General features: G+C 69.9%; 13 protein-coding genes and 1 tRNA gene. 12 read left to right on the forward strand and 2 right to left on the reverse strand.

All coding sequences use genetic code 11. The features are described from left to right. Positions 1–45: 45 nt before the first annotated feature. Together ABTX18_RS21785 and ABTX18_RS21790 are read right to left on the reverse strand one after the other, a co-directional pair. Positions 46–816: an ABC transporter ATP-binding protein gene (locus ABTX18_RS21785; RefSeq protein WP_136329839.1), complete on the reverse strand. Its 771-nt coding sequence runs from the start codon at positions 814–816 to the stop codon at positions 46–48. Between the two features lie 212 nt (positions 817–1,028). Then, positions 1,029–2,057: a LacI family DNA-binding transcriptional regulator gene (locus tag ABTX18_RS21790; protein WP_352124365.1), complete on the reverse strand. Its 1,029-nt coding sequence runs from the start codon at positions 2,055–2,057 to the stop codon at positions 1,029–1,031. A gap of 222 nt (positions 2,058–2,279) precedes the next feature. Here ABTX18_RS21790 and ABTX18_RS21795 point away from each other — a divergent pair, with 222 nt between their 5' ends. The 12 genes from ABTX18_RS21795 (at position 2,280) to ABTX18_RS21850 (ending at position 14,509) form a co-directional block, all read left to right on the forward strand. Beyond that, positions 2,280–4,016, forward strand: coding sequence for an ABC transporter substrate-binding protein (locus tag ABTX18_RS21795; protein ID WP_352124366.1), 1,737 nt, complete (start codon positions 2,280–2,282; stop codon positions 4,014–4,016). Between the two features lie 119 nt (positions 4,017–4,135). Continuing rightward, positions 4,136–5,131: an ABC transporter permease gene (locus ABTX18_RS21800; protein ID WP_352124367.1), complete on the forward strand. Its 996-nt coding sequence runs from the start codon at positions 4,136–4,138 to the stop codon at positions 5,129–5,131. After that, on the forward strand, positions 5,128–6,033 hold the full coding sequence (locus tag ABTX18_RS21805; protein ID WP_352124368.1) for an ABC transporter permease: 906 nt from the start codon (positions 5,128–5,130) through the stop codon (positions 6,031–6,033). The genes ABTX18_RS21800 and ABTX18_RS21805 overlap by 4 nt, the downstream gene beginning before the upstream one ends. Before the next feature lie 45 nt (positions 6,034–6,078). Further along, complete coding sequence (locus tag ABTX18_RS21810) at positions 6,079–7,020, forward strand: ABC transporter ATP-binding protein (protein ID WP_148019026.1); 942 nt, start codon at positions 6,079–6,081, stop codon at positions 7,018–7,020. Then, positions 7,005–7,916: an ATP-binding cassette domain-containing protein gene (locus ABTX18_RS21815; protein WP_352124369.1), complete on the forward strand. Its 912-nt coding sequence runs from the start codon at positions 7,005–7,007 to the stop codon at positions 7,914–7,916. The genes ABTX18_RS21810 and ABTX18_RS21815 overlap by 16 nt, the downstream gene beginning before the upstream one ends. Next, positions 7,913–10,321 carry a glycoside hydrolase family 2 protein gene (locus ABTX18_RS21820; protein ID WP_352124370.1) on the forward strand — a complete coding sequence of 803 codons (2,409 nt, stop codon included), beginning with the start codon at positions 7,913–7,915 and terminating at the stop codon, positions 10,319–10,321. The genes ABTX18_RS21815 and ABTX18_RS21820 overlap by 4 nt, the downstream gene beginning before the upstream one ends. Positions 10,322–10,570: 249 nt before the next feature. Then, a tRNA-Leu gene (locus tag ABTX18_RS21825) sits at positions 10,571–10,656 on the forward strand. Positions 10,657–10,918: 262 nt separating this feature from the next. Beyond that, positions 10,919–12,502, forward strand: coding sequence for a hypothetical protein (locus ABTX18_RS21830; RefSeq protein ID WP_352124371.1), 1,584 nt, complete (start codon positions 10,919–10,921; stop codon positions 12,500–12,502). Between the two features lie 26 nt (positions 12,503–12,528). Continuing rightward, positions 12,529–13,119, forward strand: coding sequence for a hypothetical protein (locus ABTX18_RS21835; protein ID WP_352124372.1), 591 nt, complete (start codon positions 12,529–12,531; stop codon positions 13,117–13,119). A 36-nt stretch (positions 13,120–13,155) separates the two neighbouring features. Beyond that, on the forward strand, positions 13,156–13,617 hold the full coding sequence (locus ABTX18_RS21840; protein WP_352124373.1) for a hypothetical protein: 462 nt from the start codon (positions 13,156–13,158) through the stop codon (positions 13,615–13,617). Between the two features lie 14 nt (positions 13,618–13,631). Then, the gene (locus ABTX18_RS21845) at positions 13,632–14,045 is read left to right on the forward strand and encodes a DUF3592 domain-containing protein (RefSeq protein WP_352124374.1); all 414 of its coding nucleotides are present in this window, start codon (positions 13,632–13,634) and stop codon (positions 14,043–14,045) included. Between the two features lie 89 nt (positions 14,046–14,134). Then, positions 14,135–14,509, forward strand: a complete 375-nt coding sequence (locus tag ABTX18_RS21850; protein WP_352124375.1) for a DUF4259 domain-containing protein — start codon at positions 14,135–14,137, stop codon at positions 14,507–14,509.

A 14,509-nucleotide genomic window follows, 5' to 3' on the forward strand; every position in this document is an offset into this window, starting at 1 on the left:
GGAGGGTTCCGGACGGGGTGACGTGGGGGCCGGGAGGGCCGGGGCTCAGCTGGTGCGGCCCTTGGCGTCGAACGCCTTCATCCGGTCCAGCACCCCGTCGGCGGTGGGGTGCATCATCTGGTCGACGATCGCGCCGTCGGCGAGGAAGACGACCCGGTCCGCGTAGGAGGCGGCGGCCGGGTCGTGGGTGACCATCACGACGGTCTGGCCCAGTTCACGTACCGAGTTGCGCAGGAAGCCGAGGACTTCGGCGCCGGAGCGGGAGTCCAGGTTTCCGGTGGGCTCGTCACCGAAGATGATCTCGGGCTGGGAGGCCAGGGCGCGGGCGACGGCGACGCGCTGCTGCTGGCCGCCGGAGAGCTCGGTGGGCCGGTGCTTCAGCCGGTCGGCGAGGCCCACCATGTCGATGACCTTGCGCAGCCAGTCCTGGTCGGGCTTGCGGCCCGCGATGTCCATCGGGAGCGTGATGTTCTCCAGCGCGGAGAGCGTCGGCAGCAGGTTGAACGCCTGGAAGATGAATCCGATCTTGTCCCGGCGCAGCTGGGTGAGCTGCTTGTCCTTGAGGGAGCCGAGCTCCGTCTCGCCGATGCGCACCGAGCCGCTGCTGAAGCTGTCGAGGCCGGCGACGCAGTGCATCAGCGTGGACTTGCCGGAGCCCGAGGGGCCCATGATCGCGGTGAACTCGCCCTGCGGGAAGTCCACGGTGACCCGGTCCAGTGCGGTCACCTTGGTCTCGCCCTCCCCGTAGACCTTGGAGAGTTCCGTGGCGCGGGCGGCCACCGCGGTGGCACGGTGAGCGGTGGACATGGTGGTCACGGGAGTCTCCAGGATCGGGTTCGTACGGGACGGGAAGCCCGCCCGGCGGCCTCGCCGGGCGGCGGGGCCCCGGGTCAGGGGCACCGCTCCATCGTCTCCGCCGTTCGGCCGCGGGTCGTCACTCCCGGTGCCCGTTCCCCAGACAGCCTTGAGTCGCATCACAGGGCCCCGGCGTACGCCTGCGGGATGACTCCTGCCGTGTGCGCTCGAGGTCAGGGCCGCGTGCGCGGCGGGGCCGTCGATCCGCGCGGGACGAGCCGGGCCGGTACGTCCTCGAAGCCGGCCGCGGTCCCGTGGGTGACCAGGGACAGCAGGGTGCGCGCCGCGTGGATTCCGTACGCGGGGATGTCGCGGTTCAGCGCGGTGAGCGGCGGCCGGACCACCCGGGAGAGCTGGGAGTCGTCCCAGGCGATGAGGGAGAGGTCGTCCGGCACGTGGAGCCCCATCTCCTGGGCCACGGAGAGCCCGGCCACGGCCATGATGTCGTTGTCGTAGATGACGGCGGTGGGCCGCTGCGGGGAACTGATCAGCCGTCGCGTCGCGTGCGCCCCGTCCTGGCCGGAGTAGTCGGTGTGGACGATGACCGGCTCACCGAGCCCGAGTTCGGCGCAGACCTCGCGCTGGGCCCGGTCGCGCAGCTCGGTGTGGTTGAGGCCGCGCAGTCCCGCGACGCGGGCGACCGAGCGGTGGCCCAGCGCGGTCAGATACGTGAGGGTGTCGCGGACGGCCGTGTGCTCGTCCGACCATACGGAGGGGAGCGGGCCGGCCGCCGAGGGGTGGCCGATGACCACGGCAGGCAGCCCGAGCCCGACGACACCCTCGATCCGCGGGTCGGGGCTGCGCAGATCGGCCAGGAACACGCCGTCCACCCGGCCCTCGCCCCACCAGCGGCGGTGGACGTCCAGTTCCTGCGCCGGATCGGTGACGACCTGGAGCAGCAGGGCGCAGCCGCGCGGGGCCAGTTCGCTCTCGATGCCGCTGATCAGCTCCATGAAGAAGGGCTCCATGCCGAGCAGTCGGGCGGGCCGGCACAGGGCGAGTCCGACCGCGTCGGCCGGGGCGCCGGTGAGGGCGCGCGCGGCGCTGTTGGGCTGCCAGCCGATCTCCTGGGCGATGGCCTTGATGGTGGCGCGGGTCGTGGCCGAAACACCCGGGCGGTCGTTCAGGGCATAGGACACCGCGACCTTGGAAACCCCGGCGCGGCGCGCGATATCGGCGATGGTGGGGCGGTGTCTGGGCAATGCGACCTCACTTAACCGGTTCGTATTACACCCACACCCTAGGGGTGGTCCTTTCTCGTCGGGGCTTCCTTTCCGGAATGATGGTCTCCCAACTCTCCCTGAAAATAAAGGGATGGGAGCGCTCCCGCACCCTTGACATGCCCACTCGGCGGCCTTAGCTTCACGTCACTTACCCGGTTCAGTAACTCCGCTCGGCAGGGACGGCGGGGAGATGGAGGGACGATGGGGACGGGATTCCGGGGACGGATCGCGGCCACGCTCGCCGTGATCGGACTCGCCGCCACCGCGTGCACGGGGGGCGGCTCCGGCGGCTCCGGCGGCACGGGCGGCAAGGGTGGAGGCGGGGGCGCGCTCCCGCGCAACGAGACGCTCTACACCACCGGCACGCAGTGGGGGCCGCCGGCCAACTACAACCCGCTGCACAACTGGGACCACGCCACCGGCACCAAGGGGCTGGTCTACGAGACGCTGTTCCACTTCGACCCCAACGCGGGCAAGCTCACGCCCTGGCTTGCGGAGTCGGGCAGCTGGACCGGCGACAAGACGTACGAGGCCAAGATCCGCCCGGGCATCACCTGGTCGGACGGCAAGCCGCTGACCGCCAAGGACGTCGCGTACTCCTACGGGCTCGGCAAGATCGAGGCCTCGTCCTTCCACACCCTGTGGAGCTGGCTGTCGGACGCGAAGGCGGTCGACGACACGACGGTTCGCTTCACCTTCAAGGAGTCCCGCTACCAGGAGTGGGACTTCACCCTCTACGGACAGCCCATCGTCCCGGAGCACATCTGGAGCAAGCGCTCCGAGAAGGACATTCTCGACGGCGTCAACGACAAGCCCGTCGGCTCCGGTGCGTACACGCTCAAGAGCCACTCCCAGGACCGGGTCGTGTGGCAGCGGCGCGACGACTGGTGGGGCGTCAAGGCGCTCTCCATGAAGCCGGCGCCCCGCTACATCGTCGACGTCTCCAACCCGAGCAACGAAGTGGTCATCGGCCAGCTCGGCCAGGGCCAGCTGGACCTCAGCAACAACTTCCTGCCCGGAGCCTCCTCGCTGGTCAAGAGCAAGAAGGTGGTGTCGTACTACGACAAGCCGCCCTACATGCTCTCCGCCAACACGGCCTGGCTGGTGCCCAACACCACGAAGAAGCCGATGAACGACGCGGCGTTCCGCCGGGCGCTCGCGGCCTCGGTCGACACCGAGAAGATCGTCAAGGGTGTGTACGGGGAGCTGGTCAAGCCCGCCAACCCGACCGGTCTGCTCCCGCAGTGGGACAAGTACGTCGACCAGGACCTGGTGGCCAAGGAGGGCTTCACCTTCGACACCGACAAGGCCAAGCAGATCCTCGCGGACGCCGGGTACAAGGACACCAACGGCGACGGCCTCGTGGAGAACAAGGACGGCTCCAAGATCAGTCTGAAGCTGGCCGTGCCCACCGGCTGGACCGACTGGATGGAGGCCGCCAAGGTCATCGCCTCGTCCGCCAAGGACGCGGGCATCAGCATCACCACCGAGTTCCCCGACGCCAACGCCCTCAACGAGACGCGCGGCAAGGGCAACTTCGACCTGGTCGTGAACAACGAGCGCCAGCTGTCCAGCACCCCGTGGACGTACTACGAGTACATGTTCCAGCTGCCCATCCAGAAGCAGCAGAACACGGTCAACTTCGGCCGCTACGAGAACAAGGACGCCTGGAAGCTCGTCCAGGAGCTCGGCGGAGTGAAGACGGACGACGTCGAGGGCATGAAGAAGGTCATCTCCAAGATCCAGGACATCCAGCTCAAGGAGATGCCGGTCATCCCCCTCTGGTACAACGGCCTCTGGTCCCAGTCCACCACCGGCAACTGGACGAACTGGCCGTCGGACGCCGCGGGTGCGCCCAAGTACGCGCCGGCGCTGTGGCGCAACTGGCTGGAGATGGGCGGCTTTGAAGCCCTCACCCAGCTGAAGCCCGCCAAGTGACACGGCCGTTCTGAGAAGGACCGGCCCCGCGCCGGTCCTTCTCCTTCCATGACCGCCCCGCCGTGCGCCCGCGGCCCTGACCGCCGCCCGCACGGCGGGGCTCTCTCCGGGGAGCTCCCTTGCGCCGCTACTTCGCCCGCAAACTTCTGATCTACGCGCTGACGTTCGTCGTCGCCGTCACCGTCAACTGGATGATCCCGCGCTTCATGCCCGGCGACCCCGTCGCCGCCATGGTGGCCAGGGCCCGGGTCTCGCAGCCCGAGGCCGTCGAGGCCATGCGCGCCTACTACAACAACCTCTTCGGCTTCGACGAGCCCGTCTGGCAGCAGTACCTGCACTTCTGGAGCGCCCTGCTGCAGGGCGACTTCGGGCTTTCCATCTGGGTGTTCCCCAAGCCCGTCGCCGACGTGCTGCTCGACGCGCTCCCGTACACGCTCGGGCTGATGATCCCGTCCGTCCTGCTCAGCTGGTTCGTCGGCAACTGGGCCGGGGCGCTGGCCGCCCGCCGCAAGGTGCTCGACAACACCGTGCTTCCGGCGGGCTACCTGCTGACCGCGATGCCGTACATGTGGATCGCCGTCATCCTCGCCTGGGCGCTGGGCTCCAAGGCCGGCTGGTTCCCGCTCTCCGGCGGCTACAGCCTCGACATCCAGCCGAGCTGGTCCACCGCCTTCGTCTGGGACCTGCTCCAGCACTGGGTGCTGCCGTTCCTCTCGCTCTTCCTGGTCGCACTCGGCGGCTGGGCCATCGGCATGCGCAACATGATCATCTATGAGCTGGAGTCCGACTACTCGTCCTATCTGTCGGCCCTCGGCGCACCGCAGCGGCTCATCCGCCGCTACGCCTTCCGCAACGCCGTGCTGCCCCAGATCACCGGGCTCGCCCTCCAGCTGGGCGTCCTGGTGGCCGGAGCCCTGGTCACCGAGATCGTGTTCGCCTATCCCGGGCTCGGCTCGCTGATCCTCGCCGCGATCCAGAACCAGGACTTCTTCCTGCTCCAGGGCGCGTTCCTGTTCATCGTCATCGGCGTACTGATCGCCAACTTCCTCATCGACATCGTGTACGTCGTCGTCGACCCGCGGACCCGTACCGGCATGGCAGGAGGCCAGTCATGACTACCGTGCCCGAACCGGCCACCGAACCCGCCGCCCCCACCGCCGCAGCCGCCCGTCCCGGCCGCGAGACGCTGCACTACGCCGTGCGCAACCCCAAGCTCATCATCGGGTTCACCGTCGTCGTGCTCCTGCTGCTCGTCGGCATCATCGGCCCGCCGCTGCTCGACAACGCCGACCCGAACGAATACATCGGCCCGCAGGCCGCGCCACCCGACGGCACGTACTGGATGGGCACCACCACCTTCGGCCAGGACGTGTACGCCCAGTTCGTGCACGGGCTGCGCGCCACCTTCCTGGTCGGCGTCGTCGGCGGGGCCATCGCCGCCGTCATCGCCATGCTCGTCGGCTTCCTGGCCGGCTACCGCGGCGGAGCGGTCGACGAGATCCTCAACATGCTCACCAACGTGGTCCTGGTGCTGCCCGCACTCGCCGTGCTGCTGATCATCAACGCCTACCTCGGGGTCCGCTCGGTCCCCGTGCAGGGCCTGTTCATCGGGCTCACCTCCTGGCCCTGGGCGGCGCGCGCCATCCGGGCGCAGACCTTCTCACTGCGCACCCGGGAGTTCGTGGACCTGGCACGGCTCAGCGGCAGCGGCACCTGGCGGATCGTCTTCCGCGAGATCGCGCCCAACATGAGCTCGTACCTCTTCATGATGTTCATCCTGCTCTTCGGCGGATCCGTACTGATCGCCTCCTCGCTCGACTTCATCGGGCTCGGCCCCACCGAGGGCGTCTCGCTGGGGATGATGCTGCAGAGCGCCCAGCAATGGAGCGCGCTCCAACTCGGCATGTGGTGGTGGTTCGTTCCGCCGGGCGCCGGGATCACCGCGATCGTCGGCGCGCTCTACGTCGCCAACGTCGGCCTCGACGAGGTCTTCAACCCGAAGCTGCGGGAGGCGTGAGCCGATGACGATTCCGACCGACCGCTCTCCCGGAGGCCTGAGCACATGACCCTGACCGTGACCGACCTCCGCGTCCACTACCGCACCCTGCGCGGCGAGGTCCGGGCCCTGGACGGCGTCTCCTTCGACCTGGCCGACGGAGAGATCCTCGGCCTCGCGGGCGAGTCCGGCTGCGGCAAGACGACGCTCGGCAAGTCGCTCATCCGCCTCGACGGCCGGATGCGGCACGCCGGCGGCACCGTCACCCTCGACGGCGACGACGTGCCCGTGGCCGACGACCGGGCGATGAACGCCTTCCGCTTCCACCGGATCTCGCTCGTACCGCAGTACTCCATGAGCGCCCTCAACCCCACCCGCCGCATCGGACGCATGATCCGCGAACTGCTCGCCTCGCGCGGCGTCAGCGTGGACACGCCCGAACTGCACCGCCGCCTCGACCTGGTGGGACTGGACCACGACGTCCTGAACCGCTACCCGATCGAGCTGTCCGGCGGCATGAAACAGCGCACCGTCATGGTGATCTCCACGCTCCTCGACCCGTCCGTCCTCATCGCCGACGAGGTCACCTCCGCCCTCGACGTCTCCACCCAGCGGGCCGTCGTCGGCGCGCTCACCGGGCTGCGCGACAAGGGCCTGGTCACCAGCATGATCTTCGTGACGCACGACCTCGGTCTGACCTCGCACATCGCCGACTCGATCATGGTGATGTACGCGGGCAAGCTCGCCGAGAAGGCCCCCACGAAGGTCCTGACGACCGCGCCCCGCCACCCGTACACCAAGCTCCTGCTCGGCTCGCTCCCCGAGGTCGGCGCCCGGTACGCCGACAAGCCCCTCAAGGGCATCGCGGGCGCCCCGCCCTCCCTCCTGAACCCCCCGGCCGGCTGCCGCTTCCGCGACCGCTGCCCGCTCGCCGACGAGCAGTGCGCCGAAGAACCACCGGTCGTGGAGATAGCCCCCCGTCACTCCGTCGCATGCTGGAAGGCCTGATGCTGACCCTCGACCACGTCACCAAGACCTACCGCGCCGGAGCGTTCGGCGGCGGTTCCGTCACCGCGGTGGACCGGGTGTCCTTCACCGCCGAGCCCGGCGAGGTCGTCTCCCTCATCGGGGAGAGCGGCAGCGGGAAGTCCACCATCGGCCGGATGATCCTCGGCCTGACCGGCGTCAGCTCCGGCAGCCTCACGCTGGACGGCAGCCCGGTCCGCCCGGGCAAGGACTTCTACCGCCGCGTCCAGGGCGTCTTCCAGGACCCCTTCTCCTGCTACAACCCCGTCTTCCGGGCCGACCGCGTCTTCGACATGATCCGCCGCGCCTACCACCCGGGCGTCTGTGACAAGGAGTGGGCCAACCGCGTCGAGAAGGCCGTACGGGACGTGCGCCTGGACCCCGGACAGGTCCTCGGCCGCTACCCCCACCAGCTCAGCGGCGGCCAGCTGCAACGCCTCCTCATCGCCCGCGCCCTCCTGCTCGACCTGAGCTTCCTGGTCGCCGACGAGATCACCAGCATGCTCGACGCGTCCACCCGCATCGACGTCCTCAACCTCCTGGCCGCCCTCAAGGAACGCGGCCTCGGCGTCCTCTACATCACCCACGACCTGGCGCTCGGCACCTACCTCGCCGAGAAGACCGTGGTGCTGCGCCGCGGCCGGATCGTCGAGCGCGGCGACACCCAGAAGGTGTTCGGCAACCCGCTCCACCCCTACACCCGCACCCTGCTGGCCGCCGTGCCCCGCCTCAACACCCCGTGGGCCCCGCCCGAGCCGCTGGAGAGCTGCGCCTTCCACGCGGGCGGCGGCGCCGAGGACACCGATCTGTACGAGACCGAGCCCGACCACTTCGTCGCCTGCGCCCAGCTCCCCGACTGCGGAAGGACCTCCGCGTGACCCTTCGCCACCTGCCCCTGCACGACGGCTGGACGCTCACCGCCGAGAGTCCTGTGCCACTGGGGCTCCCCACAGGGGGCGTGCCCGCCACCGTGCCCGGCTGCGTCCACACCGACCTGCTCGCGGCGGGGCTGATCGACGACCCGTACCTGGACGACAACGAGACGCGGCTCGGCTGGATCGGCCGCACCGACTGGACGTACCGGACCACGTTCGACTGGACGCCGGACGGGCACGACCACGCCGACCTGTGCTTCGACGGCCTCGACACCGTCGCCACCGTCCTGCTCAACGGCATCGAGGTGGGCCGCGGCGCCAACCAGCACCGCAGCCACCGCTTCCCCGTCCGCGCGGTGCTGGCCGAGGGCGCCAACACCCTCGACGTACGGTTCACCGCCCCGTACACCTATGCCGAGGAGCTGCGCGAGCGGCTCGGCGACCGGCCCGGCGCGTATGCGGAGCCGTACGCCTTCATCCGCAAGATGGCGTGCAACTTCGGCTGGGACTGGGGCCCGACGCTCGTGACCTCCGGCATCTGGCGGCCGGTCGCCCTGGAGACCTGGAGCGGGCCCCGGATCGCGTCGGTCACCCTGCTGCCGGATCTCGACGACGCGGGGGTGCCGCGGCTCACCGCCACCCTCGACGTCGACCGGTCCGGCCAGGAGGCCCTCGAAGCCGCCCTGGAGGTCGCGGGCGAGCGGGCCGCGTTCACCGTCCTCGCGGGCGAGAACCGGGCGACCGTGACCCTCTCCGTCCCCGACGCCGAGCTCTGGTGGCCGCACAGCCACGGCGAGCAGCCCCTGTACGACGTCACCGTCCGCCTCGGCGAGGACGTCCGGCGGTCCAGGACCGGCTTCCGCGGTGTGGTGCTGGAGCGGGAGGCGTTCCGCTTCGTCGTGAACGGCGAGCCCGTCTTCGTACGCGGCGTCAACTGGATCCCCGAGGACTGCTTCCCCTCCCGCCTCACCCGGCAGCGGATCTCCGACCGCCTCGACCAGGCGGTCGCGGCCGGCGTCAACCTGGTCAGGGTCTGGGGCGGCGGGCTCTACGAGAGCGACGACTTCTACGAGCTCGCCGACGAGAAGGGCCTGCTCGTCTGGCAGGACTTCCCCTTCGCCTGCGCCGCCTACCCCGAGGAGCAGCCGCTGTGGGACGAGGTGGCGGCCGAGGCCCGTCAGAACGTCACCCGCCTCGCCCCGCACCCCTCGCTCGTCCTGTGGTGCGGCAACAACGAGAACCTGGAGGGCCACGCCGACTGGGGCTGGCAGAAGGAACTGGGCGACCGCACCTGGGGCCACGGCTACTACCACGAGCTGCTCCCCGCGATCGTCGCCGAGACGGACCCGACCCGCCCCTACTGGCCCGGCTCGCCCTACTCCGGCACCGAGGACATCCACCCGCAGGACCCGGCGCACGGCACCATCCACATCTGGGACGTGTGGAACCGGGCCGACTACCGCGCCTACGCCGACCGGGTGCCGCGCTTCGTCGCCGAGTTCGGCTTCCAGGGCCCGCCCGCGTACGCCACCCTGCGCCGCGCCGTCAGCGGCCCGCTGACCCCCGACGCCCCGCTCCTGGCCCACCACCAGAAGGCCGAGGAGGGCAACGCCAAGCTGCTCCGGGGCCTGGGCGACCACCTGCCGCAGCCGGGCGCGGACTTCGACGACTGGCACTGGCTCACCCAGCTCAACCAGGCCCGCGCGCTCGCCTTCGGCATCCGCCACTTCCGCTCGCACACGCCGTACTGCATGGGCACGATCGTGTGGCAGCTCAACGACTGCTGGCCGGTCGTCTCCTGGGCGGCCGTCGACGGGGACGGCCGCCGCAAGCCGCTCTGGTACGCGCTGCGGGCCGTGTACGGGGACCGTCTGATCGCCGTACGCGACGGGGCCGTCCACCTGGTCAACGACGCCCCCGCCGCCTGGACCGGCACGCTGCGCCTGACCCGGCACGGCCTGGACGGGGCGGTGCTGGCCGAGGAGGAGATGGTGGTGAGCACGGCCGCGCGCTCGGTCACCCGGGTCCCGCTGCCGCCGTCGGTGGCCGAACCCGCCGACCGGACCCGCGAGCTCCTGGTCGCGCACCTCGGCGACACCCGGGCGGTGGAGTTCTACGAGGAGGACACCCGCCTCGCGCTGCCGCAGGCCCGGTTCGAGGCCACGGTGACGGAGAGCGGCGGCGAGGCGCCCGGCTACCGCGTCGAGGTGACCGCCCGCACCCTGCTGAGGGACCTCGCGCTCTTCCCCGACCGGCTGGACCCGGCAGCCGAGGTGGACCAGATGCTCGTCACGCTGCTGCCCGGGGAGAGCGCGGTGTTCACGGTCACGGGAGCGGTCCTGGCGGACCCGGACGCACTGGCTGCGCACCCGGTGCTGCGCTGCGTCAACGACGCCGTCACCCGGTAGGGGTGGCGCGGCCCTGGCGATCCATGGCGCGCCCCTGGCGAATCGGCTGTGTGGGTGCGGCGACTTTCCGTCAATTCGGATACGAGGCCGCCGCGCCCGCTACCCCGCCCGGGCATGTGACTATGCCTCCCACGTGTGCTGACGCACCCTCAAGAGATCAATAAAATAGGACAACATCGAGCCACTGTCCGTCCGGCGCGGGGGTGCCCCCGGATAGGGTCATGTGCCAAACGCGGAGCCGCGCGTCAGGCCCGGATGGTGGAATGCAGACACGGCGAGCTTAAACCTCGCTGCCCCTCGGGGGCGTACCGGTTCGAGTCCGGTTCCGGGCACCACCGCGCGCACGGGGAACGAAGGCGCGAGGGTCGAGGGCCTGTGGCGGCTTCGCGGGCCGGGTGGCGGGCGAACACGGTACGTCACGCTTGATACGCAGCCCGCTACCGCCTGGGTGCGGTCTGGGCCCGCCGCCCGTGGAGAGGGCCCCGCCCGCCCGGTGCGCCCGCGAATTAGGACCGGGAATTGGGCCCACGGGCCCGTGTCGCACCGCACGCACCTCCCATAGCCTCCGTGCCCTCAGGCCATACGGGAGGGCAAGCCATGCGGCGGACGCGGTATCGGGAGACCATACCCAGCAGCAGATGGGGCGACCGGGGCGCTACCGCGTTCGAGTACCTCGGCACGATCCTGGTCGTCGTGTCCCTCATCGGCGGTATGGCGGTGGCCGGCCTCGGTGGACAGATCAGCAACAGGATCCAGTGCCTCGTCTCGTCGGTCGGCGGCGGCAGCGCCGGGTGCGACACCGGCAAGGGCGGTGAGGCGGGCGGCGATCCCAACGCCGAGTTCGAGCCCCTCACCTGTGCCACGGTGACCAAGGCCGGGACCCAGGGCGGCAAGTTCGGCGTCTCGTTCGAAACGCTCGGCATCGAATTCGGCGGCGAATTCGGGTTCGAGGAGACGACGAGCAAGGCCAAGACGGACGTCAACAAAGACGGCAAGATCGACGACAACGACGAGCAGGTGTCGCTGACCTTCACGGACGCCGGTTCGATCAAGGGCACCGAGAAGCCCAAGGCCCGCATCAAGATCGGCGACGTGGGCAAGGACAAGGTCGAGATCGGCGCCGGTCTCACCGTCACCACGGGCGACACCTGGGTCTTCGACAGCCAGGAGGAAGCGGACCAGTTCCGCAAGGACCTCGAGGAGTACAAGAAGCTCAGCCGGCTGAACAAGCTCTCCAACCTCAGCCCGATCGTCGGGGGTTCCACCGAGATCGCCAGCTGGTTCGGCAAGGGGCCGAAGGCCAAGGAGAGCCGCCTCAAGCAGAACATCGAGGACAAGCTCGGCAACAAGCACATCACCACCCAGAAGATCAGCCTCGAAGTCGCCGCCCAGGCCGGTTTCCAGTTCGGCGCCGGGATGAACGCCCCCGACACGACCAACCCGGACGGCACGACCACCCCGGCCCCGAAGCCCGGCGCCACCATCGAGGCCGGCGTCAAGATCTCCGAGGCCCAGGAAGTCACGCTGACGCAGAACCACATCAACAACACCGACGCGTACACCTACCAGGCCAAGGCCACCGGAGGTGCGTACGCGAAGGGCGAGGCCGGTCCCGCGAAGGCGGGCGCGGAGGCCGCCGGCTCGGCGGCGGGCGCCATCACCGTCACGGTCGACAGCAAGACCGGCAAGGTGAAGAGCATCACGATGACGCGGACCCTGGAGGGCAAGGCGGAGGCCAACGCCGGCCTCAAGGGCGACGTCAACGGCAACAAGAAGGGCGGCGGGACCACCACCCAGGTCGTCACCACCACCGTCCCCCTGGACGACAAGAACATGTCCCAGGCCGAGTCCGACGCCATCAAGGCCCAGCTGTTCTCCGGCCAGGGCATGAACAGCGCCTTCACCTACCTGTTCACCGGAACGCCGGTGCCCACCAAGGACCCCGGTCCGGGCGACCCGTTCGGCCACTACGCGTTCAACCACGGCCAGGTCAGCAAGCAGGAGTACGACGGATCGTCCTCGTCCGAGGAGATCGGCCTGGACATCAACCTGGAGATCGCCGGAATCAACGGCGCGTACACCACCTCCGAGTCGGAGAAGAGCCTGACGAAGGCCGAGTTCCTCGGGGCTCCCTCCGGTGGCCAGCGCTCGTTCTTCCCGTACAGCTACTGTGCCAAATGATTCCCGCGTACCAGGAGGAGACGATCATGACCAAGCTTTCCGTCCGGCGGACGGTGCGGGCTGTCGCCGTCACGACCGCCGTCCTCACCGCCGGCCTGACGCTCGCCGCGTGCGGCGGGGACAAGGGGTCGGACACGGCCGCGCCCGCCGCGCCCAGCGGCTGGAAGAAGCTCGCCGGGCCCACGGTGTCGCTCGCCTACCCGCCCGGCCTCACCGAGCAGAGCAAGGCGGAGCGCGGCAAGCTCAACGACGCCGCGGCCCTGCAGAGCGAGGGGGACCGGCCGACCGTGAAGGTGTCGATCCAGAGCGGCTTCGCGAGCGCCTCCACCGGTGACGACGCCGCCTCGGTCGGCCGGGCCCTGCTCATGGCGACCACCGAGGTGAAGGGCACGAAGGACGCGGACATCGAGGGGGCGAAGGACGCCAAGCGCATCGACTTCACCTACACCGGTACGGGCGTGCCGCAGTCGCCCCCGAAGGGCGCGAAGGTCGACGGCGTGGTCATCACGGGCGTCGACTCCGGGGGAAAGATCTACTCCGTCCGCATCGACGCCCAGGAGGGCAAGCTCAGCGACGCGGACCGGACGAAGATCGTCGACAGCATCCAGGTGAAGTAGTGCCCGGACGCCGGGCGACGACGAAGAGGCAGCCGCATGTCCCGATATAACGCACGCCGCGGGTATGCTCCCGCTTCCGTTTCCGCGCCCGCCCACGACCGGCCGCGGCTGATGAACTTCATGCTGCCCTGGGCCGCGGGCATCGTGGTGACCCTGGTGACGCAGGTGGCCCTCGCCGTCCTCGTCTGGGACGTCATCACGGGCGACGACGTCTCCACCATGGCCTCACCGGTCCGCACGATCCTGCTGCTGCACCTGCCGTCCGCGGCCTGCATCGCGCTGGGCGTGTGGGCCGCGGCGGCCGTGCACCAGGGCGCGTCACGGGAGTCACGGGTACGGCACTTCATCGCGGCGTTCGCCCCCGCCGTCGTGCTCCAGCTGGTGATCTTCTTCTCCCAGGGAAGCGATCTCTCCGTGCTCACGTTCCTGGTGCAGCTGGTGGTCCTGGTGGTTGGCTGTGCGGTGGGCTTCCTCGTCGACAGACTGCGCAACGGTTAGAAGGTTCGGTTCCCATGGACACATCGCTCGTCATCACCGGTGTGGTCGCGCTGGCAGCGCTCAGATCCCTGGGCCGTACCGTGCAGCAGCTGCGCGGCGCCCGCTCCGGCGTCACGGCCCCGGCGCGCTGTATCCGGGTGGACGAGCGCGACTCGGCGACGGGCTCGTCGGGCGACCGGCGGGCCTGGCACGTCTTCGCGTTCACGGCGCGGAACGGGCAGTGGGTCGAGTTCCGGAACGCCGGCACCAAGCGCTTCCACGAGGGCGCGCGGGTGACCGTCCGCTACGACCCCGCCGACCCGCACCGCACGGCCACCCTGGCGAGCAGCCCGCGCGCCGCGCTGACGGAGGGAGCCGTCTCGCTGCTGCTCATGGCACTGGTGCTGCTGATGTTCCTCACGGACTTCCCGGAGAACCTGTTCAACTGACGGCCTCTCCGCCGCGATTGTCAGTGCCCTCTGCTGTGATGAGTGATCAGGGACGGTATCGACGACGACGCACGCGCGGAGGCGGAACAGTGGGCACGTGGGGCGCGGGCAATTTCGACAGCGACACGGCGGCGGACCATCTCGGGGACCTGGTCGGCCGGTTGACAGCCGAGGTGACGGAGGCGATGGCCGGCGATCCGGTGGGGCTGGAACCGGACGAGTACTGGGGCGTCACCGTCCCCTGCAACCTGGAACTGCTGCTCGTACTGGACCGACAGGGCTGGGTGGGCGTGACCCTCCCGCCGCCCGAGCTGATCCGGACCTGGCAGGAGAAGTTCCTGGCGGTGTGGGAGGCGACGATCGACGGCCTGGGGCCGAAGCCCGCGTACAAGGACGAGCGCAGGGCGGTGCTCAACGAGACGTTCGAGCGCCTGGCGGAGGCGTCGGCGGGCGCTGCGGAGTGA

Source organism: Streptomyces sp. NPDC096323 (assembly GCF_040302845.1).
GTDB lineage: Bacteria > Actinomycetota > Actinomycetes > Streptomycetales > Streptomycetaceae > Streptomyces.